Origin of the sequence: Listeria farberi (assembly GCF_014229245.1) — a bacterium.
GTDB classification, from domain to species: domain Bacteria; phylum Bacillota; class Bacilli; order Lactobacillales; family Listeriaceae; genus Listeria; species Listeria farberi.
The window spans coordinates 47,437-66,437 of record NZ_JAARZJ010000003.1 but is presented as its reverse complement, the minus strand read 5'-3'; the positions used below and the strand labels follow the sequence as shown (position 1 = coordinate 66,437).

Here is a 19,001-nt window from a genome sequence, read left to right as displayed (position 1 = left end):
ACATTCCAACTACTAATTTAGAAAAAACAAGGATTTCTATTATTACAATAGAAATCCTTGTTTTTTAAACTTTATTCAATATCATCCACGCTTACTTTTGATTCATAAGCTTTTTCTACTTTTTTAAATGCACCTGTTTCTACTTTTTCGAGTGCAGTTACAGCAATTTCAAGTGCTTTTTTATATTGGTAATCGTTATAAAAATGATTCTCTGCTTGAACTAGTTCATCTGCCAATTCTTTATTGCGTAAACGGTAGCGATTCGCGTATTGGATGACATGTTCAACTAAGCGCACATTTTCCATCATTTCTTCTGCTTTTTCCGTTAAATGTGTTAAATCTTCTTCCGCAATTCGCCAATCTTGACTAACTGCTTTCATATTTAGTGGCTTTTCTTCTAAACGTTTTTCAAGCGCATCAATGGATTCTCCCATGTGTGCTCGAAGTGATAAATACTCCTCTGGAAGTCCTGGCAAACGTTCTCGTTCCATTTTACGATCAAGTGTAATAATTGCACGTCTCATTCGTTCCGCGTCATCGCGAGCTTCTAATTCATCTTTACGGAGCGAACGTAATTCCTCAGCAAATTTATCTTGTTCAGAACTAATGGAAAGTAGAGCCACATCTATTTCTTTTAGTGTATCTTGTGCTGCAGAATAAGCAATTTCTCCGCTAGCAATCAATGCTGTCAATTGCTCGAAGTTTTCTTTAGCTTCACTTAATTTGGCGCTTGTCTTAAGGTAAATAGCTAAATCATCTTCCGCCACATGATATGTTTGTTTTACTTCCGTGATTTGTTCAGCAAGTGCATCAGAAACAGTATTTTGTCGTTGTAATTTATCAGAAGTAGGACTGTGATTTTCTTTTACAAAATGCCGTGCTTCTGCTTCGTGTTCAAGTGTATCGTAAAACAATTCGATTTCATTATGTAATTCTTCAATTCCTTCTTCAGCCTCATCTAAATCAAGATTGATTACATTTTGTTTCATTTTATCAATTTGCGTTTTCATGCGAGAAATTTCTTTATCTAACTCCATTTGAGCTAAATAATAACCTTTTCGAACCATTTCTTCATAGCCAGCGCGAAGTTTATTCATTTCTTCTGGCAAAATGGTATCTGTTTCATGCAATAAAGACGGAATTCGTTCCATTTGGGCTTCAATTACTTGCATTTCTTTTTGAACTACTATAACAATTTCGCGCGCTTCTAAATGATCACCTTGGTCAGTTAATGAATCATAGCTATTTAAGCTTTCTGACAGTTCACTTAGTTTTGCCTCGATATATGGTAACGTTTCTCCAAGTTTGAATCCTCTTGTCAAAACTTCACGTCGCAGCTCCGCAAATTTTTCTTTTGTTGCACGACTTTCTTTGGCATTTTTTTCTTCACTAATAAGTAGTTCTTTTAGTCCGCCAAGAATTTGGTCCATTTGTTTTTCAATTACAACAAGCATTTGCTCAATATCATTTTCAGCATGTGTCGCAGAACGGAATTTGTAACGGTCTGTGTTCATTTCTGCTTCTAATAAAACTTCTTCTAAATCAGGAAATAATCTTGTTTCAATTTCATCCCAGGACGAACGCCATGATTCAAAAAGCGCTTCTGTCTGACCTGTTAGTTTTAATTTTTTCACTTTTGAAAGTTCATCAATAACCGGCCGCTCTCTGAGTTTAATCTTTTTCTCTTCTAACTCGTTTATTCTTTGGTAATGTTTTCTTTTTAATATGTAGCCTGCACCAATGACTGCAATAACTACGATAATAAAGCCGATTAACATGTAGTACATCCAAAATCCTCCCATCAACGTTAACTTGTGAAAGAAAAACAGCCACCATCGTGCTGCTCATACATCTTTTCAATTATGTACATCTTTCCATATGTAGTATATTTTATTCCTCATTTTCAGTTCATTATACACATCTTTTATTTTACCACGATTTGCCTAGAATTACTTGCGTTTAGCGAAAAAATTTTTGAAGCAAGTAAAATCTACCCTCCCTCAAAACAAATTTTCCTAAATGCCTTGTCGTTCATGCTATACTAAAGACATTATTTGAAAAGAAATGTGGGGTTAAAATATGATTGAAATTAAAAAAATGACCGGAACAAAAGAAGAGAATTACGAGCTTGCCTTAAAACAAGTACAAGCAATGATTGCTGGCGAAACAAATCTAATTGCAAATCTAAGTAATGTTTCTTCTATATTAAATCAAGCACTTTCCGATATTAACTGGGTTGGGTTTTATTTACTTGAAAAAGAAACAAATCAATTAGTACTTGGCCCCTTCCAAGGTTTGCCTGCATGCATTCGTATTCCACTAGGTAAAGGTGTGTGCGGTTCTGCCGCCTCTGACCAAAAAACGTATATAGTAGAAAATGTGCATGATTTTCCTGGACATATCGCGTGTGACGCTGCCTCTAATTCAGAAATCGTTTTACCCATTGTAAAAAATAATCGGTTGCTTGGCGTGCTTGATATTGACAGTCCCCTCTTTAATCGTTTTGATGAAGTGGACCAGTTGTGGCTAGAAAAAATCCGTGATACAATCGTTCAAGAAATCAATTGACAAGCTACTAGTAACTATACTATACTGGAAGATGTGTAAAATGCAGCTTGAGTAAAATGAATGAGTGTGTTGTTTACCCCCAGATGTAATTCTGTGGTATATCGCGTAACCGGCGGCTGCTATGGTGATGGTATATGAAGGTAAACTGCCCTGATTTGGTTTTACGTCACGTTTGTTTTATACCAAAAACAAATAAAAGGAGGAGTCTCTTATGGCTCGTTATACAGGTCCAAGCTGGAAAGTTTCCCGTCGTTTAGGAATTTCACTTTCTGGAACAGGTAAAGAATTAGAGCGTCGTCCGTATGCTCCAGGTCAACACGGCCCAACTCAACGTAAAAAAATCTCAGAATATGGTTTGCAACAAGCTGAAAAGCAAAAATTGCGTCATATGTATGGATTAACTGAACGTCAATTCAAAAACACGTTCAACAAAGCTGGTAAATTACAAGGTAAACATGGTGAGAACTTCATGATCTTACTAGAACAACGCCTTGATAACATCGTTTACCGTCTTGGTCTTGCTCGCACTCGTCGTGCAGCTCGCCAACTCGTAAATCATGGCCACATCACTGTAGATGGCAAACGCGTAGATATCCCTTCTTACCAAGTATCTGTTGGTCAAGTGATTTCTGTTCGTGAAAAATCTGCTAAAAACTCTGCAATCGCTGAAAGCTTAGAAGTTTCAAGCTTCGTGCCTGAATACGTAACTTTCGATGCAGAAACTCTAACTGGTTCTCTTAACCGTTTACCAGAACGTTCTGAACTTGCTGCTGAAATCAACGAAGCATTTATCGTAGAATTCTACAGCCGTTAATTAGAACTAAAAACCTTACACTTCATGACTTCGGTTGTGTTTGTAAGGTTTTTTTATGTACAAAAAAGCACTCATTCTAAAATGAGTGCTTCTCTTCTTATTTATAAGAAACTAAGAAGTATTTTTTCTTGCCGCGTCTTACAATTGTAAATTTATTTTCAATCCGGTCACTTGCATCAATTACTTTTTCTACGTTTTGCTGACGTTCACCGTTAATGTAGATTGCTCCGTTAGTCACATCTTCACGCGCTTGACGTTTGGAAGGCTCAATCCCAAGTGATACTAACCAATCTACTAAGTTCGCTTCCGTGTCTTCCGCCACAAATGTTGGAACGTCTTTGAAACCTTGTTCAATTTCATCCGCAGTTAGAGCTGTTACATCTCCACTGAATAATGCTTTTGAAATTTTAAGCGCTTGTTCTAACGCTTCTTCACTATGCACAAATTTAGTCATTTCAGCAGCTAGCGTTTTTTGTGCAGCTCGTAAATGTGGTTCTTCTTCCACTTGTTTCGCTAACTCATCAATTTCAACTTCAGTCAAGAATGTAAAGTACTTCAAGTATTTCACTACATCGCGATCATCCGTATTAATCCAAAATTGGTAAAATTCGTATGGCGTTGTTTTTTCCGGATTTAACCAAATCGCGCCACCTTCTGATTTCCCAAATTTCGTTCCATCAGCTTTTGTTAAAAGTGGAATTGTTAGACCGAAAGCTTTGGCATTTTCACCTTGTTTTTTGCGAATTAAGTCTAGTCCAGCGGTAATATTCCCCCACTGGTCACTACCACCGATTTGCAAACGACAATCATTAAATTCATATAAGTGATTAAAGTCCATCGCTTGTAAAATTTGGTAAGCGAACTCCGTGAATGAAATCCCTACTTCCAAACGACTAGCAACGATATCTTTTGAAAGCATCGTATTCACGTTGAATTCTTTTCCATAGTCACGCAAGAAATCAAGGATACTCACATCTTTCGTCCAGTCATAGTTGTTCACCATGCTCGCAGCCGAATCACCCTCAAAGTCAAAAATCTTTCCAAGTTGGACACGTAAGCTCTCGACGTTTTTACTAATTTGATCCATTGATTGCAACTGACGCTCTTCTTTTTTCCCACTTGGATCACCAATTGTTCCTGTCGCTCCACCAACCAAGATAATCGGACGGTGCCCAGCGTTTTGGAAACGGCGTAAAATCATAAATGGAATTAAATGACCAATATGCATCGAATCTCCAGATGGATCAATCCCGCAGTATAAAGAAATTTGCTTTTCGTCAACCCATTTACGTAAACCTTCTTCATCTGTTTGTTGGTAAATAGCTCCGCGCCACTCTAATTCATCAATAATATTCATTTTCATCATTCTCCTTTTATTTTTGGACATAAAAAACGCCCCTCCGCCAAAAACTTTAGCGAAGGGACGTATTAATTAACGTGGTACCACCCTACTTTTAGGAAAAAATCCTACTTCAAAAAATAACGGCTCAACACCGGCCGCGCCATTATCCTACGCAGCGTGACTCCGGGATGTAATTCGTCTACTTACCTCTACTAGTTTTCACCAACCACTAGCTCTCTAGGAATAAGAATAAGCAACTACTTCGTCCGTTCATAGTCATTTTCATTATGAAAAGTATACATACATTTATAACATACCGCTAAAAATGCTGTCAACTTATTTTTTTTCTTTTGTAGTTCCACGAAGTTTTTCACTATGTGGAAGGATAACTGTCTTTTCGTCTACTTCTTCATTCGTCATTAGCTTTGTTAATAAACGCATCGCTACTGCACCAATATCGTATAAAGGTTGTACGATTGTAGAAAGTTGCGGACGTGACATTAATGTTAATTTTGTATTGTTACTTGTCATGACTTCTAATTCTCCAGGAACTTTAACGCCCGCATCTAAAGCCGCATTTAAAATTCCGATTGCTAGCTCGTCATCCGCAACAACAACAGCATTTGGTTTCTTAGATAATGCACTTAATTCTTCCCAAACTTTTACACCAGCATTGTAATTATATTTTGCTTCAATAATGTAGTCTTCTTGGTAAGTAATACCAGCTTCTTCTAGCGCTTCTTTATAACCAGCCAATTTCATTTCACGGTTTACAGGCTCATTTAAGGAACCACTAACAAAAGCGATTTGCTTATGTCCATTATCTACAAAACGTTTCACTGCTTCTTTTGTCGCTTCTTTGTAATCGATATTAACAGAAGCTAATTTATTTTCCATATCTACCGCTCCAGCTAAAACTACTGGTGCAGGAGAACGGTCAAATTCTTCTTGTAATTGTTCAGAAATTCGTTCCCCCATATAAATAATACCATCTACTTGTTTACCAAGCAGTGTATTTAGTACTTGAAGTTCTTTATCCTCATTTTCGTCCGAATTACTAAGGATAATATTGTATTTATACATTGTCGCAATATCTTCAATTCCGCGCGCAAGCTCTGCATAAAAAACGTTAGAAATATCAGGAATAATTACACCGACAGTCGTTGTACGTTTACTTGCAAGACCTCTAGCTACTGCATTAGGACGATAACCTAATTGATTAATAACATCCAATACTTTCTTTCTTGTTACTGGTTTAACATTCGGATTGCCGTTAACTACCCGAGATACCGTCGCCATAGAAACATTCGCTTCACGAGCAACATCATAAATTGTTACATTCATCCCTATTCACTCTCCATATTCATTATTTTAATGGCTCTATATACCATTGTAAACGGAAACAAACTTGCCTTCCCTTAATAATACGATAACTTTTTTCGATATGCAATTGTTTTTACTCTTTATTTTCATTTATTTTCATACCGAAATGGCATTGAATGTTAGTATTAAATACCAATTATGCATTATTAATTTTAACCAAAATAAAAAACCCTGGCTTACCAAGGTTTTTCAATATTATTTTATTTTATGAGGAACTAAATTACTAGCTAAGATTGCATTCCAAAATTCCTCAAATTCAGGAATATCCATTTGTTGCGCAGAATCCGATAATGCAACAGCTGGATCTGGGTGAACTTCCGCCATTACACCATCAGCCTCGATAGCTAGAGCAGCTTTCGCACATGGAAGTAAAAGATCTTTTCTACCAGTAGAATGGGTTACATCAACCATAACTGGTAAATGTGTTTCTTTTTTCAAAATTGGAACAGCAGAAATATCAAGTGTGTTTCTTGTCGCTTTTTCATATGTGCGAATACCACGTTCACATAAAATGATTTTGCCATTTCCTTGTGACATAATATATTCTGCAGCACCGATAAATTCTTCAATAGTAGCAGATAAACCACGTTTTAGTAAGATTGGTTTGTCCACACGACCAGCTGCTTTTAGTAATTCGAAGTTTTGCATGTTTCTTGCACCAATTTGAATAACATCAACATAGTCAAGTGCCACTTCGATATCAGCTGGAGTGACGATTTCACTAATAACAGCCAAACCATACTCATCTGATACACGTTTTAAAATTTTCAGTCCTTCTAAACCTAATCCTTGGAAGTCATATGGGCTAGTACGAGGTTTAAATGCGCCACCACGAATAAGTTTTAGGCCTTTTGCTTTAATAGATTCAGCAACCGCAGCAACTTGTTCGTAAGATTCTACCGAACAAGGCCCAAAAACAAATACGGGCTCACCGTTTCCGATTGGTAATCCTTTAACTGTAACAATCGTATCTTCTTTTTTATTTTTTCTAGAAACAAGTAACGCTTTAGAATGATCCTCTTCTTGAAGCTCTAATCCCGCTTTAAAAATTTCTTTAAATAATTTTTGAACCGTGCTATCTTCAAAAGGTCCTTTATTTGCTGCAAGAATCGTATTAAGCATTTCTCTTTCACGTAATGGATCAAAACGAAGAGAACCTTGTGTTCCTTTGATTTTACCGATTTCTTGTACTAAATTGGCACGTTTACTAATTAATTCAAGCAAATCAATATTTAATTGATCCACCTCTGTTCTAAGTTCCTCTAAATTTGTATTAACCATTTTACTTCCACCCTTCTAAAAATCTGCTCCAAGATTATTTCTCATTATAGAGGAAAACAGATAATTTGTCACGAATCCACTTTTATACTTAATCGCTTTTAAGCATTAAAGTAAATAATGTAAAATTAATGTTAACATGTTTTAAAAGAAATTACAAGCGGATATTGCTTTTTTTATATAAAAAAACAGCCTCGTAAGGCTGTTTTTTAACTCAGTTTTATTTTACTTCTTTTTTCACATCAGAAGCAATTTTTTTCGCTTCATCTTTACCGTCATCTAGTGATTTTTTTGCTTCTTTTGTTGCTTTATCTGCAGCTTTTTCTACATCGCTTGCAGCATCTTTCGCTTCACTTTTTACAGCATCTGCCGCTTTTTTAGCAGCTTCTTGGTTTTCTTCTTTATTTTGTGAAACAACTTCTTTCACGGCTTTACTTTGTTTAGAAACTGTATCAGCTAATTTTCCTGATTTGTCTTTCACAACATCCACAAATCCGCCAGCGGAATCAACTAATTTATCTTTTGTTCCTTTTGCTACACCACTAATTTCGATACCTTTTTCATAAGCAACATCTTTCCATTGGTTGCCTTTTTCTTTAATTGTATCTACTTGTGTATTTAAATCTTCACGTAGTTCTTTACCTGATTTAGGTGCAAATAGAAGTGCTGCGGCTGAACCAACGATTGCACCAATTAAACCACCGATTAGAAAATCTTTTGTATTAATACCTTCTTTTTCTGCCATGTTAAATCCCTCCAAATTATATTAGAAATTAGATTGCTCTCGAGCTTCTTTTGCGGCTTCTTTCGCTGCTTTATTCGCTTTCATCTTTTCTCTAAAAGAAAGAATTGAATTGCTAATTGAGACAGCTTGAGAAATTTTTGCTTCATTTTGTTCTACTTTGTTAGTTGCGAGTGTTGCTAATTCGCGAACAGATTGACTTAATCCTAGTAAAGAAGTTCCAATATCACCAACTGCATCAAAAACTGGATCAACTTTCGCAACTTTGCCATTTACATCTTCTAGAAGTGTATTGGTCTTATCAAGCAATTTTTGTGACTCGCCTGTAATCCCTTGTACTTCTATGGTTATTTTTTCTAACGATTTAGCTACCTCATCCATTGTTTGGGAAGTTGATTTTAATGTTTTTCCCAAATAGATGGCAATAACTAAAAGCGCAATTGCGGCAATGAGTGCTGCAATATACAAAATTACTATCATCTATCCACACCTCCATATTCTTTTTTCTATACCCTGAGTATTCCCCTCTAAAACTTTCTTCTCTAATGAATCTATGTACAAAATGTAAAAAAGAAAAGGTATTAGCTTCATTTTAGCAAGTAACTGCTGAAAAATAAACTAATATGAAAGAAACCTGCTAATTTGTTACAGAAGGTTGCTTTTGGTGTAATTTGGAGTAAAATGGATACAGGCTGCTTTTTGCCTATTTTTAATTAAAACTAGGGAGGTTACAATATGAGAGATGCAAGAATCGAAAAATTAGCGCATAATTTGATTAACTATTCCGTCAAACTTGGTGCTGGAGAAAAAGTGTTAATTGAAAACTTCGGAGTGCAAAAAGAACTAGTGATGGCTTTAGTGGAAGAAGCGTATAAAGTTGGCGGTTTTCCATTCGTTTCATTAAAAGAACCACAAATCGACCGCGCAATGATGCTCGGTGCAGATAGTGCACAATATGCAAAAATTGCTGAATTCGAAGGCAATGTTATGAAAGAAATGGATGCCTACATAGGGTTACGCGCTGGTGAAAATATCAATGAATCCTCTGATGTTCCAGCAGATAAATTAAAAATCCAAGGCGAGACTGTTGGTAAAATGCATTCAGATATTCGCGTAAAACAAACTAAATGGGTTGTACTTCGCTACCCAAGCTCCTCCATGGCACAACTTGCAAAAATGAGTACAGTTGGTTTTGAAGATTTCTATTTTGATGTATGTAATCTAGATTACGGTAAAATGAGCACTGCAATGGACGGCTTAGTAGATCTTATGAATAAAACAGATAAAGTTCACTTAGTTGGACCAGGAACAGATTTAACATTTAGTATTAAAGGTATTCCAGCAATTAAATGTGCTGGCGAAATGAACATTCCAGATGGCGAAGTATTTACTGCTCCAGTTCGCGATTCTATCAATGGAACGCTTACTTATAACACTCCTTCACCGTACCAAGGCTTTACATTTGAAAATGTCTCTTTCACTTTTAAAGATGGAAAAATTGTCAAAGCGACTGCAAATGATACGGATCGTCTTAATAAAGTTTTAGATACTGATGAAGGCGCTCGTTATGTTGGAGAATTTGCTATCGGTGTCAATCCGTTTATTCATGAACCAATGCAAGATATTCTTTTTGATGAAAAAATTGAAGGAAGTTTTCATTTTACTCCCGGGCAATGCTATGATGAAGCGTTTAATGGCAATCAATCAGCTATTCATTGGGATTTAGTAAATATTCAGCGCGCTGATTATGGCGGCGGCGAAATTTATTTTGATGATGTGCTTATTCGTAAAGATGGCATTTTCGTACTTCCTGAATTAACTCCTCTTAATCCAGAAAACTTAGTATAAGAAAAGTGCTTAGGAGTAAATCCTAAGCACTTTTTATTTTAAACAATTGTTTTTTCACCAGGTTGCCAGTTTATCGGGCAAAGTCCACCAGTTTGCAAGGCTTGAAGTACTCTTAACACTTCATCGACTTCACGTCCAATATTATTATGGTGCACCACTTCGTACTGGATTTCACCTTTTGGATTAATAATAAAAAGCCCACGTAATGCCACACCTTCTTCTTCAATTAGAACCCCGTAATCACTAGCTACTTGATGATTTGTATCAGCAGCAAGCGGATAGGTTAATTTCCCAATTCCGCCTTCTTTAATTGGTGTATTTGTCCAAGCAAGATGCGAATGAATCGTATCTGTTGAAACACCAATTATCCGCGCATTTAATGCATCAAATTCATCTGACCGAGCGGAAATTGCAACGATTTCTGTCGGACAAACAAATGTAAAGTCCATTGGATAGAAAAAGAGAACTGTCCATTTATCGTCTTCTATATTTTTCTCTAGACTAACTTTTCCGAAAGTCTGATTTGGCATAACAGCTTCCATTTCAAATCTTGGAGCTTGGGTGCCTACTAAACGTTCTGCCACTTTTATCCCTCCATTAATTTATGTAGTTGTATTTTGTCTCACATGGTATATTTTAATACACCTAAGAAATACTGTAAAGCTTTATTTATACTAATTACAAACAAGCAAAAAGCATGCCAAATAAATGACATGCTTTATTCAAAGTTAATTAATCGCACTTTTTTTTAGAACTTCATTAGTTATATTTTCATTATCAAGAACTTTTTCATAGGCAGCTTGGAATTTTTGAACATCTCCTGCTCCCATAAACAAAATAACAGCTTCTGAGTACTGTAATAATTCTTCTGTGTGTTCTTCTTTAATAATGTGATTTCCTTTGGTTTTATGCGCTAAATCAGCAATAGTTAAATTACCGGTTTTTTCGCGCGCAGAGCCAAAAATGTCACAAAGATAAACTTCATCTGCTAAATTCAAGCTATCCGCAAAACCTTGTAAGAAGGTGCGTGTTCTTGTAAATGTATGCGGCTGAAATACAGCGACGATTTTTTTAGTTGGATATTTTTGTCTAGCAGCATTAACAGTCGCACGAATTTCTGAAGGATGGTGCGCATAGTCATCTACTAAAACTTGATTTCCTTTTTCAGTAATGCTAAATCTTCTTTTTACGCCTTCGAAAGTTTTTAATTCTTTTTTTACTTCGTCAACTGGTAATCCTTCATAGTCACAAAGCGCAATAACACTTAAAGCATTTAAAACATTATGGTCCCCATAAGCAGGAATTTCAAATGAAGCTAAAAACTCATCACGATGATAGACATCAAATTTAGTTCCAGTAGTTTCTTTATTAACATTCTTAGCTTGAAATTCATTTTCAGAACCAAAGCCAAAATAAACAATCGGTATGTCTAATGATAATTTGCGTAGTTCAACATCGTCTCCTAAGGCAAAGACTGCTTTTTTCACTTGTTTACCAAGCGTTTCAAATGCATTAAATACATCATCTACACTCTTGAAATAGTCTGGATGATCCCAGTCAATGTTTGTCATAATTGCATAAGTTGGTTTGTAAGCTAAGAAATGGCGTTGATACTCACAAGCTTCTAATGCAAAATATTTAGCATCTTTTGTGCCGCTACCAGTTCCATCGCCAATCAAATAAGAAGTGGGACGAATTGCACCGACTACATGAGAAAGAAGACCAGTTGTCGATGTTTTACCATGAGAACCAGTTATTGCAATACTTGTATAGCCATCTATTAATTGACCTAAAAATTTATGATATCGAATCACGGGAAGATTAAGCTCATTAGCACGCTTAATTTCTTCATGTGTATCTGGAAAAGCATTACCAGCAATAATTGTTAGGCCTTCTTTTATATTATCTGCTGAAAACGTCATAATTGGTATTTGCTTTTCTTCTAATGCCTTCTGTGTGAAAAAATATTTGTCTACATCGCTACCTTGCACTTGAAAACCTTTATCATGCAGGATTTGAGCAAGTGCACTCATCCCCGACCCTTTTATTCCAACAAAATGATAGATAGTCATTATTTGAACCCCCATTAATTTATCTTGAAGAGGGTGCCTAAAAAAAACATGTTAACTGTTAAGCACCAAGTCTTAACTTTGAAAACAGTATAAAGTCTCCGTTTTCTAGACATCATCTTACGTTCCAATTGTGTTTTTTGTTTGATTTCATAGTTGAGTCAATAATTCACCAGCTTATTATATCACTTTCCATGTAATTAGAAAAATCTTTCAGCGAATATAAGCGAAATTACTCATGAAAAGAGAAGTAATTTGTAAAACTAATTAAGTAACGTGTTATTTTAGTACTATAAAATTAAGTTTCTTTGTTTCTAAGTTTAGCTAATTGATCTTTTGTGATAATAACGTCGCGTGGCTTTGATCCATTAATTCCTGAAACTATTTGATGATTTTCAAGAGATTCCATTAATCTAGCCGCTCGGTTGTAACCAATCCTGAAATGTCTTTGTAGTAATGAAGTAGATGCAGCATTTTGACTTAAAACAAAGTCACAGGCCTCTTCAAATAATTCATCAGTGTTTTCTTTAACTGATTCTTTTACAAGTAATTCTTGTTCTTCAAAGATGTAGTCAGCTTCACCTTGACTTCGAACATGAGCTACAACTGCATCGATTTCTTCATCACTAACAAAAGTACCTTGCAGGCGTACTGGTTTACTTGCACCACTTGGTAAGAAAAGCATATCTCCTTTTCCAAGAAGTTTTTCAGCACCACTTGCATCAAGGATAGTTCTAGAATCGATTTGCGAAGACACAGAGAAAGAAACACGTGTCGGGATGTTAGCTTTAATAAGACCGGTAATTACGTCTACAGATGGTCTCTGCGTCGCTACAATCATATGGATACCACATGCCCGAGCTTTTTGTGCAATACGGCTAATAGATTCTTCTACATCATTCGGTGCAACCATCATTAAATCAGCCAATTCATCAATAACAATTAAAATATAAGGTAATTTTTCCCCAGTATGGTCGGGATGACTTGCATATTCATTATATTTTTCCATGTTTCTAACTCCGGTATGACTAAAGAGTTGATAGCGACGCTCCATTTCTTCGACAGCCCATTTAAGTGCAACAGTTGCTGCTTTTGCATCTGTAATTACTGGGCTCACAAGATGTGGAATACGATTATACGGAGCTAGTTCGACCATTTTCGGATCAATTAAAAGCAACTTCAATTGGTCAGGAGTCGCTTTATAGAGCAAACTCACAAGTAGTGAGTTGATACAAACACTTTTACCTGACCCTGTAGCCCCGGCAATTAAGCCATGAGGCATTTTTTGAAGGTCAGTAATAATCGGGGTCCCTGAAATGTCAAGACCAAGTGCGGCTGTTAACGGCGACTTAGATGATTGAAACGCTTCTGTATTCATTAACTCAGAAAGCATCACTGGGCGACTCGTTTGATTTGGAATCTCAATACCAACCGTGCTCTTACCAGGTATTGGCGCTTCTATTCGTATATCTTTTGCAGCTAAGTTTAGCTTAATATCGTCTGTTAAATTAGTGATTTTACTTACTTTGACCCCTTTTTCTGGTTGGACTTCAAATCTAGTTACAGCAGGACCTTGTGTTCTATTAACAACACTCGCATGAACATTGAAATTTTCTAATGTTTCATCTAGCATTTCTTGTTGCATTTGTAACCAAGAATCATCTTCTCGTTTCGATACGGGCGGATGCAGAAGTCTAAATGACGGAAATTGGTAATTGTTTGGATATTCTGGTGCTACTTGTTTTTCTTGTGTTGTGGTAGTAGGGTGAATATTTTCACTAATTACTTCTTTCTCTTGGATAACTTCAGCTATTGGTTCTTTTTGAAGTGCTTGTTTATCTTTTTTAACCATCATAACGTTAAATGGGATTCTGCTTTTCAACATTTGTTCTTGTCTGCTTGCTTCAACTTGTTTTTTTGGTTTAGGTATTTGTGTCGCTTCTTCTTGAATAAGTGTCACACGTTTTGGAGCTGTTTCAACTGGAGTAGTTTCATTACTAGCCAAAATTGGTTCCTCTACTACTTCTTCAATCCCAACTTCTTCTGGGTAAGTATCTTCTATTTGTCTTTCAATTTCTGTATCAAAAGCAATTGTTTCTGCTTCTGCTAACTCTGGTAAGTCTACTGGAGGAATAGTTAAATCTTCTTGAATTTCTGCAATTTCATCTGGTTCAGACACCGCAAACTCATATTTACTCGGTCTTTTATTAAATGCATAAACAGGAGACGGAACATCTGTCGCGGCAAAAGGTCGTTTTCTTGTCTCTTCTTTTACAACAGGCTTTTCGCTCGTTTGATGGAAAGTTCTAGTTGGTTGTTGCTTTGTTTGAAATGGTTGGCTGACTGGCTTATCAGGTATTAGTGGAAAACGAAATTCGCCTTTTGGATATTGATATACCATTTGTGCTTTTACTTGCCGTTTCACTGGCTGCAGTTGTTTTTGCTTTGGTACTACACTTTTTGGTGCAGGTCTTACGTTTCTTATATTTCGTTCTTTTGTTTTAATTGCTGTAACTTTTGATTTCGGTTCTACTTCAGGAGCATATGTTACTTTCTTTTCTACTTTCTTAGTAGGCGTATTTTCATATGTATCTACTTCTTCATCCATATCGCCAAAGAAAAAATCTTTAAACCATCCCATTCATTATCACCCTAAATTTAATTTTCTTGTTTGATTTTAACAGACAAAATCAAAATAATCTATGACAAAATTGTGAATTCGCTATTTTTCGAGCCATATTCGTTATAATACCTTGATACAACTAGGTTTAAACCCGATATAAGTTTTTGTTATCCCTTGAAAATTATCTTTATTTTGTACGATTTATGTATATTTTGTATACAATAAAAGGTGTATTGTTCTACATTTTACTTATCTTCACAAAGTGGCGGATTTAGCAAGCAAAAAAAGCGCCCGATATAGCATCAGGCGCTTAAAAAAATCAATTATTTAAAAATTTACCGGAAATTCTTCTCCCGGAGTAGCGGAATCTTCTAAAACAAGGATACCTTTTTCAGTTGGCGCATTAGGAATTGCTAATTCACGCGCGGCACATACCATACCAAAAGAATCTTCGCCTCGCAAATTAGATGGTTTAATAATTAAACCACTAGGCATTACTGCTCCGATTTTCGCAACGACTACTTTTTGTCCAGCTTCGATATTCGGGGCGCCACAAACAATTTGCAACACTTCCCCACCTACATTAATCTGGCATACATTTAATTTATCCGCATTCGGGTGTTTTTCTTTCGACTCCACATATCCAACCACAAATTTTGGAGTTAAATCAGCTACGATTTCAGGTTCAAATCCCGCTTTTTCGATAACTTGGTTCATTAACGCAACAAGTTCTTCCGTTAAATCTACTTTGCCATTTGCAGTAATATCAAAGTATTTCGAGCTGTTAAAAATATTGAAACCAGCTACTTCTTTTGTTTCGCGGTCAAAAATTCGCGCTACATCACCACGGCGCTCCCACTCACGATTTTCAAATGTTACTTCGCCTGTTTCAATTAGTAGAGTGTCCCCTACCCCTTTTTCATTATAAAATGCATTAACTATCACGTTTTCTACTCCTTTAATCTGTTTTTTGCCATTATAAATATCGGTTCAAGTTTACCATTATTATATACAAATGGCAAAGAGGTAATCGGCACAAGACCATCTGCGAAAAAGTCCATCGTCATGTGAGCCAAAACGTCATAGCCGGTATTATCTTTAATAGCACCAATAATTAAAACATCTTGATGCGGCACAGCAAGCACCATTTCTCCAGTTAGCTTTTCGCGCATTTGCTGAAGAAAATCAACATTTAGCAAACGACTCGCATCATAGCCGTCATTTGTACGCACGAAATAAAAATCATTTCCATTAACCGAATCTTTTTTTAGCGGAATTTCCAGTTTTCTTAGATTATCGAAGGCTACTTTTCTGACCTCTTCATGGGATAATCCTTCTTTTTCCAGCATATTTTTTTCGATGAAACGGTAGGATTTTCCTAAATCAAATGCATAGAAAATTTTCGTTTCGGCGGTATGTTCATCTGTTAATAGCGCCTCTCCCGCTTTGGTGGTATTCGGAAAAGAAGTCGCTCTAACAACAGGGAAAATATTCGCTGTATTGTTTTTAAGTTCAATATTTCCGGATGTAGCCAGAAAACCTTCTTCGACATAGTAAATAATCTTTTCAATCGCAGCTTCACCATCGTTTTCATAATTTGCGATGATTTGCGGGATAGCCAAAGTTACTTTTTTGCCATTTTGAGTAACCGAAAGCGTGTCACTATCTCGATCGTAAGCAAACTGCCGGTTAGGTTTATCCAGCTCCTTCTCTAGTCGTTCTTTCATTTTTAATGTGGTCATTTTTGCCATAGGTGCCTCCCCTTCCATAAAAAGCAGTCACTTTTTATATTGCAGCTAGAAAATCATTAATTTCTTCTTTTGTTTTTCTATCCTTACTAACAAAACGCCCTACTTCTTCACCATCTTCAAAAGCAAGGAAACTAGGGATTCCAAAAATCGCTAAATCAGCACATAAATCAATAAACTCATCACGATCTACATGATAAAAAACGAAATCCTCGTTTTCAGCTTCAATTTCTGGCATTACAGGTTCAATATATTTACAATCGCCGCACCAATCAGCGCTAAACATAAAAACAGATTTGCCTTCCACTTTTATCTCATTAAATTGTTCTACTGATTCTAAGTTTTTCATTTTTTGTTCGCTCCTTCTTCTTTCATACTAGTTAAATCCTAACGCCTTAGCTAACTTTCGTCCAGAATAACGCTCATGAAAAAAGTCCGGCTCTGTTATAAGAGCCAAACTTTTCACCGGACTTTAGATTGCGTTTTTTTCTTTTCTATATAATGATTAAAATAACCAACGATTAACGTCATCACTCCCGCAATTAGGGTGGTAATAATCCAGCCAATTTCAGCATCGCGAAGGTAAGGTATCCCTGTAGCGTAACCTACTAAGAACACTAGACTTGCTACCAAAAGTAGAAATCCAACCAAAAATACTGGTCTTTTGATTATTTTACGCATTGTTTTTAATGGTTTCAAAAGTTGTTTTATCCAGACCGCGGATAAGCGTTGTAATCATTTCTTTCGCCGCCGCATAGTCATCCACGTGTAAAATCGAGTTAGATGAGTGAATATATCTAGCTGGAACACCAATTACCGCACTCGGAATACCACTAAGTGACGTGTGCACTTTTCCAGCATCCGTTCCACCAGGCGAAACAAAATATTGATATGGAATTTTATTTGTTTCCGCAGTATCAAGTAAAAATTCACGCATACCACGGTGCATAATCATTGTCCGGTCAAAAATACGTAATAAGAAACCTTGGCCAATTTGACCGAATTGCGATTTATTCCCAGTTGTATCATTGGCAGGACTAGCATCTAGCGCAAAAAACAAATCTGGTTGAACCATATTGGCACTAACACCTGCACCGCGAAGTCCAACTTCTTCTTGCACATTTGCACCAGCAAAAAGCGTATTCGGTAAAGATTCCCCTTTTAATTCTTTCATAAGCTCAATTGCAAGACCGACACCATAACGGTTATCCCACGCTTTAGCTAAAATTTTCTTTGGATTCGCAAGTGGAGTGAATTCAGCTACAGGAACAATAAATTGCCCTGGTTTAATACCGATTTTTTCCGCATCCGCTTTATCATCCGCACCAATATCAATAAGTAAGTTTTTCGGGTCAGTCGGTTTGCTACGTTCCGCTTCTGATAACAAATGCGGAGGAACAGAAGCCACAACCCCAATTACAGGACCACTTGGCGCCATAATTTGCACACGTTGCGCTTGTAAAACTTGCGGATTCCAACCACCAATTGTTTGGAAACGAATCAAACCATTTTCTGTAATTTGTGTTACCATAAAGCCAACTTCATCCATATGGGCCGCAACTAATACGCGCGGACCATCAGCAGCTCCGTGTCGCACACCAAAAATGCCACCTAAGCCATCTTGGATAATTTCATCGGAAACCGGTTCAAGTTCTTTTCGCATAAACGCACGAATTCTATGTTCATCACCTGAAGTACCTTGAAGTTCCGTTAATTCTTTAAACATTGCTAACGTTTCTTTTTCCATTAATAATCATCTCTTTCCATCTGAAATCTCTTTTATTATAGCAAATAAAATATGTTTCCGCTCGCCTTACTTCTCCCTTTTATCGAAAGCGCGTTCAAAAATCCTTTTATAATCAAAAATTTGTAGTATAATGGTTAAAAGAGATGTTCAAAAACGTCTTTAAATAGAATAGACAACACTAGGGAGGAAAAGCGATGAACTGGAAAGCTTTCATTGCCGGCGTTGGAGCAGGAGCAGCAGCTGGACACCTTGTTTATCATTATTTACTTAGCGATAAAACAATTTCAGGAGACGTCATCTTAGAAAATGTAAAAAATGCATTCAAACAAGAAGGACCTATTGAAGGTTCTTGGATTCAACTAAAAAAGCAACACTACAAAAAATTCGCTATTGATACATTCGTATACCACGGTGGTATCACTTGCATTCGTGAAGGCGAGAAAAAACAATTCGAATTTATCGCAGACGCTAACACAGGAACAATCATTGATGTGTATTTAGCCTAAAAATTAAAACGACTACCCAAGTGGGTAGTCGTTTTTTTAACGAATAAAACTGTCAATTTTCTTTTTAATAACAGCTTCGTCCACCACGCCTTGCTCAATCAGTTCTTTCATTTGTTCTGTATAAATCACTTTTGCAGCTGCATCCATTGCTTTTTTAACGGCTGCTATTTGTTGCATAATTGTTTCTAAATCACGATCTTCCTCTGTCATATTTTTGATTGAACGCACATGACCTTCAATCTTCGCGAACCTTGTTACTAGCGCTTTCTTTTGTTCGTTTTTCATATATACCCCCTTATAGTATAACAGAAAACAACCCCCTCCCCAGGTTAT

18 protein-coding genes, 1 pseudogene and 1 other annotated feature are annotated in these 19,001 nt (G+C 36.4%); of the genes and pseudogenes, 4 read left to right on the top strand and 15 right to left on the bottom strand.

The window, feature by feature from the left end; translation table 11 throughout:
- Positions 1-71: 71 nt before the first annotated feature.
- Positions 72-1,787, bottom strand: coding sequence for a septation ring formation regulator EzrA (gene ezrA, locus HCB45_RS03470; RefSeq protein WP_185318903.1), 1,716 nt, complete (start codon positions 1,785-1,787; stop codon positions 72-74).
- A 292-nt stretch (positions 1,788-2,079) separates the two neighbouring features.
- Here ezrA and msrC point away from each other — a divergent pair, with 292 nt between their 5' ends.
- Together msrC and rpsD are read left to right on the top strand one after the other, a co-directional pair.
- Entirely contained in the window at positions 2,080-2,568 is a 489-nt protein-coding gene (gene msrC / locus HCB45_RS03465; protein ID WP_185607778.1) for a free L-methionine (R)-S-oxide reductase MsrC, read from the top strand.
- Positions 2,569-2,779: 211 nt separating this feature from the next.
- Complete coding sequence (rpsD, locus tag HCB45_RS03460; RefSeq protein ID WP_003762477.1) at positions 2,780-3,382, top strand: 30S ribosomal protein S4; 603 nt, start codon at positions 2,780-2,782, stop codon at positions 3,380-3,382.
- Between the two features lie 97 nt (positions 3,383-3,479).
- Here rpsD and tyrS read toward each other — a convergent pair whose 3' ends face one another.
- The 5 genes from tyrS to HCB45_RS03435 form a co-directional block, all read right to left on the bottom strand.
- Positions 3,480-4,739, bottom strand: a complete 1,260-nt coding sequence (gene tyrS / locus HCB45_RS03455; RefSeq protein WP_185319018.1) for a tyrosine--tRNA ligase — start codon at positions 4,737-4,739, stop codon at positions 3,480-3,482.
- Between the two features lie 59 nt (positions 4,740-4,798).
- Positions 4,799-5,007 (bottom strand) — a binding site (T-box leader).
- A 53-nt stretch (positions 5,008-5,060) separates the two neighbouring features.
- Complete coding sequence (ccpA, locus tag HCB45_RS03450; RefSeq protein WP_185318905.1) at positions 5,061-6,068, bottom strand: catabolite control protein A; 1,008 nt, start codon at positions 6,066-6,068, stop codon at positions 5,061-5,063.
- A gap of 234 nt (positions 6,069-6,302) precedes the next feature.
- The gene (locus HCB45_RS03445) at positions 6,303-7,388 is read right to left on the bottom strand and encodes a bifunctional 3-deoxy-7-phosphoheptulonate synthase/chorismate mutase (protein WP_003767131.1); all 1,086 of its coding nucleotides are present in this window, start codon (positions 7,386-7,388) and stop codon (positions 6,303-6,305) included.
- 217 nt (positions 7,389-7,605) lie between these two features.
- Positions 7,606-8,130 carry a YtxH domain-containing protein gene (locus HCB45_RS03440; protein WP_185318906.1) on the bottom strand — a complete coding sequence of 175 codons (525 nt, stop codon included), beginning with the start codon at positions 8,128-8,130 and terminating at the stop codon, positions 7,606-7,608.
- 21 nt (positions 8,131-8,151) lie between these two features.
- Complete coding sequence (locus HCB45_RS03435; protein WP_185318907.1) at positions 8,152-8,607, bottom strand: DUF948 domain-containing protein; 456 nt, start codon at positions 8,605-8,607, stop codon at positions 8,152-8,154.
- Between the two features lie 255 nt (positions 8,608-8,862).
- On the opposite strand from HCB45_RS03435, the gene HCB45_RS03430 reads away from it, so the two are divergent.
- Positions 8,863-9,975, top strand: a complete 1,113-nt coding sequence (locus HCB45_RS03430) for a M29 family aminopeptidase T (RefSeq protein WP_185318908.1) — start codon at positions 8,863-8,865, stop codon at positions 9,973-9,975.
- A gap of 38 nt (positions 9,976-10,013) precedes the next feature.
- On the opposite strand, the gene HCB45_RS03425 is transcribed toward HCB45_RS03430, so the two are convergent.
- The 8 genes and pseudogenes from HCB45_RS03425 to HCB45_RS03390 form a co-directional block, all read right to left on the bottom strand.
- Positions 10,014-10,559, bottom strand: a complete 546-nt coding sequence (locus tag HCB45_RS03425) for a peroxiredoxin (RefSeq protein ID WP_185318909.1) — start codon at positions 10,557-10,559, stop codon at positions 10,014-10,016.
- Positions 10,560-10,703: 144 nt separating this feature from the next.
- Positions 10,704-12,047, bottom strand: coding sequence for a UDP-N-acetylmuramate--L-alanine ligase (gene murC, locus HCB45_RS03420; RefSeq protein WP_185618825.1), 1,344 nt, complete (start codon positions 12,045-12,047; stop codon positions 10,704-10,706).
- Between the two features lie 295 nt (positions 12,048-12,342).
- Entirely contained in the window at positions 12,343-14,685 is a 2,343-nt protein-coding gene (locus tag HCB45_RS03415; RefSeq protein ID WP_185618822.1) for a DNA translocase FtsK, read from the bottom strand.
- Positions 14,686-14,994: 309 nt separating this feature from the next.
- The gene (ytpR, locus tag HCB45_RS03410; protein ID WP_185318912.1) at positions 14,995-15,612 is read right to left on the bottom strand and encodes a YtpR family tRNA-binding protein; all 618 of its coding nucleotides are present in this window, start codon (positions 15,610-15,612) and stop codon (positions 14,995-14,997) included.
- 5 nt (positions 15,613-15,617) lie between these two features.
- Positions 15,618-16,418: a DUF1444 domain-containing protein gene (locus HCB45_RS03405; RefSeq protein WP_185618817.1), complete on the bottom strand. Its 801-nt coding sequence runs from the start codon at positions 16,416-16,418 to the stop codon at positions 15,618-15,620.
- 34 nt (positions 16,419-16,452) lie between these two features.
- Positions 16,453-16,767, bottom strand: a pseudogene (locus HCB45_RS03400) (thioredoxin family protein); the annotation flags it as partial.
- 110 nt (positions 16,768-16,877) lie between these two features.
- The gene (locus HCB45_RS03395) at positions 16,878-17,096 is read right to left on the bottom strand and encodes a hypothetical protein (protein ID WP_185607782.1); all 219 of its coding nucleotides are present in this window, start codon (positions 17,094-17,096) and stop codon (positions 16,878-16,880) included.
- A complete protein-coding gene (locus HCB45_RS03390; protein WP_185318916.1) occupies positions 17,089-18,162 on the bottom strand; it encodes a M42 family metallopeptidase in 1,074 nt (357 codons plus the stop codon). The genes HCB45_RS03395 and HCB45_RS03390 overlap by 8 nt, the downstream gene beginning before the upstream one ends.
- A 194-nt stretch (positions 18,163-18,356) precedes the next feature.
- Between HCB45_RS03390 and HCB45_RS03385 the strand changes: the two genes are divergently transcribed.
- Entirely contained in the window at positions 18,357-18,668 is a 312-nt protein-coding gene (locus HCB45_RS03385; protein ID WP_003762492.1) for a PepSY domain-containing protein, read from the top strand.
- 36 nt (positions 18,669-18,704) lie between these two features.
- Here the strand turns inward: HCB45_RS03385 and HCB45_RS03380 are convergent, their stop codons facing one another.
- Complete coding sequence (locus HCB45_RS03380; RefSeq protein ID WP_003762493.1) at positions 18,705-18,953, bottom strand: metal-sensitive transcriptional regulator; 249 nt, start codon at positions 18,951-18,953, stop codon at positions 18,705-18,707.
- Positions 18,954-19,001: the final 48 nt, after the last annotated feature.

Coding starts and splice junctions, on each gene's coding strand:
- ezrA (WP_185318903.1), bottom strand. CDS start 1,787: ATGTACTACATGTTAATCGGCTTTATTATCGTAGTTATTGCAGTCATT.
- msrC (WP_185607778.1), top strand. CDS start 2,080: ATGATTGAAATTAAAAAAATGACCGGAACAAAAGAAGAGAATTACGAG.
- rpsD (WP_003762477.1), top strand. CDS start 2,780: ATGGCTCGTTATACAGGTCCAAGCTGGAAAGTTTCCCGTCGTTTAGGA.
- tyrS (WP_185319018.1), bottom strand. CDS start 4,739: ATGAATATTATTGATGAATTAGAGTGGCGCGGAGCTATTTACCAACAA.
- ccpA (WP_185318905.1), bottom strand. CDS start 6,068: ATGAATGTAACAATTTATGATGTTGCTCGTGAAGCGAATGTTTCTATG.
- HCB45_RS03445 (WP_003767131.1), bottom strand. CDS start 7,388: ATGGTTAATACAAATTTAGAGGAACTTAGAACAGAGGTGGATCAATTA.
- HCB45_RS03440 (WP_185318906.1), bottom strand. CDS start 8,130: ATGGCAGAAAAAGAAGGTATTAATACAAAAGATTTTCTAATCGGTGGT.
- HCB45_RS03435 (WP_185318907.1), bottom strand. CDS start 8,607: ATGATAGTAATTTTGTATATTGCAGCACTCATTGCCGCAATTGCGCTT.
- HCB45_RS03430 (WP_185318908.1), top strand. CDS start 8,863: ATGAGAGATGCAAGAATCGAAAAATTAGCGCATAATTTGATTAACTAT.
- murC (WP_185618825.1), bottom strand. CDS start 12,047: ATGACTATCTATCATTTTGTTGGAATAAAAGGGTCGGGGATGAGTGCA.
- HCB45_RS03415 (WP_185618822.1), bottom strand. CDS start 14,685: ATGGGATGGTTTAAAGATTTTTTCTTTGGCGATATGGATGAAGAAGTA.
- HCB45_RS03405 (WP_185618817.1), bottom strand. CDS start 16,418: ATGGCAAAAATGACCACATTAAAAATGAAAGAACGACTAGAGAAGGAG.
- HCB45_RS03395 (WP_185607782.1), bottom strand. CDS start 17,096: ATGCGTAAAATAATCAAAAGACCAGTATTTTTGGTTGGATTTCTACTT.
- HCB45_RS03390 (WP_185318916.1), bottom strand. CDS start 18,162: ATGGAAAAAGAAACGTTAGCAATGTTTAAAGAATTAACGGAACTTCAA.
- HCB45_RS03385 (WP_003762492.1), top strand. CDS start 18,357: ATGAACTGGAAAGCTTTCATTGCCGGCGTTGGAGCAGGAGCAGCAGCT.
- HCB45_RS03380 (WP_003762493.1), bottom strand. CDS start 18,953: ATGAAAAACGAACAAAAGAAAGCGCTAGTAACAAGGTTCGCGAAGATT.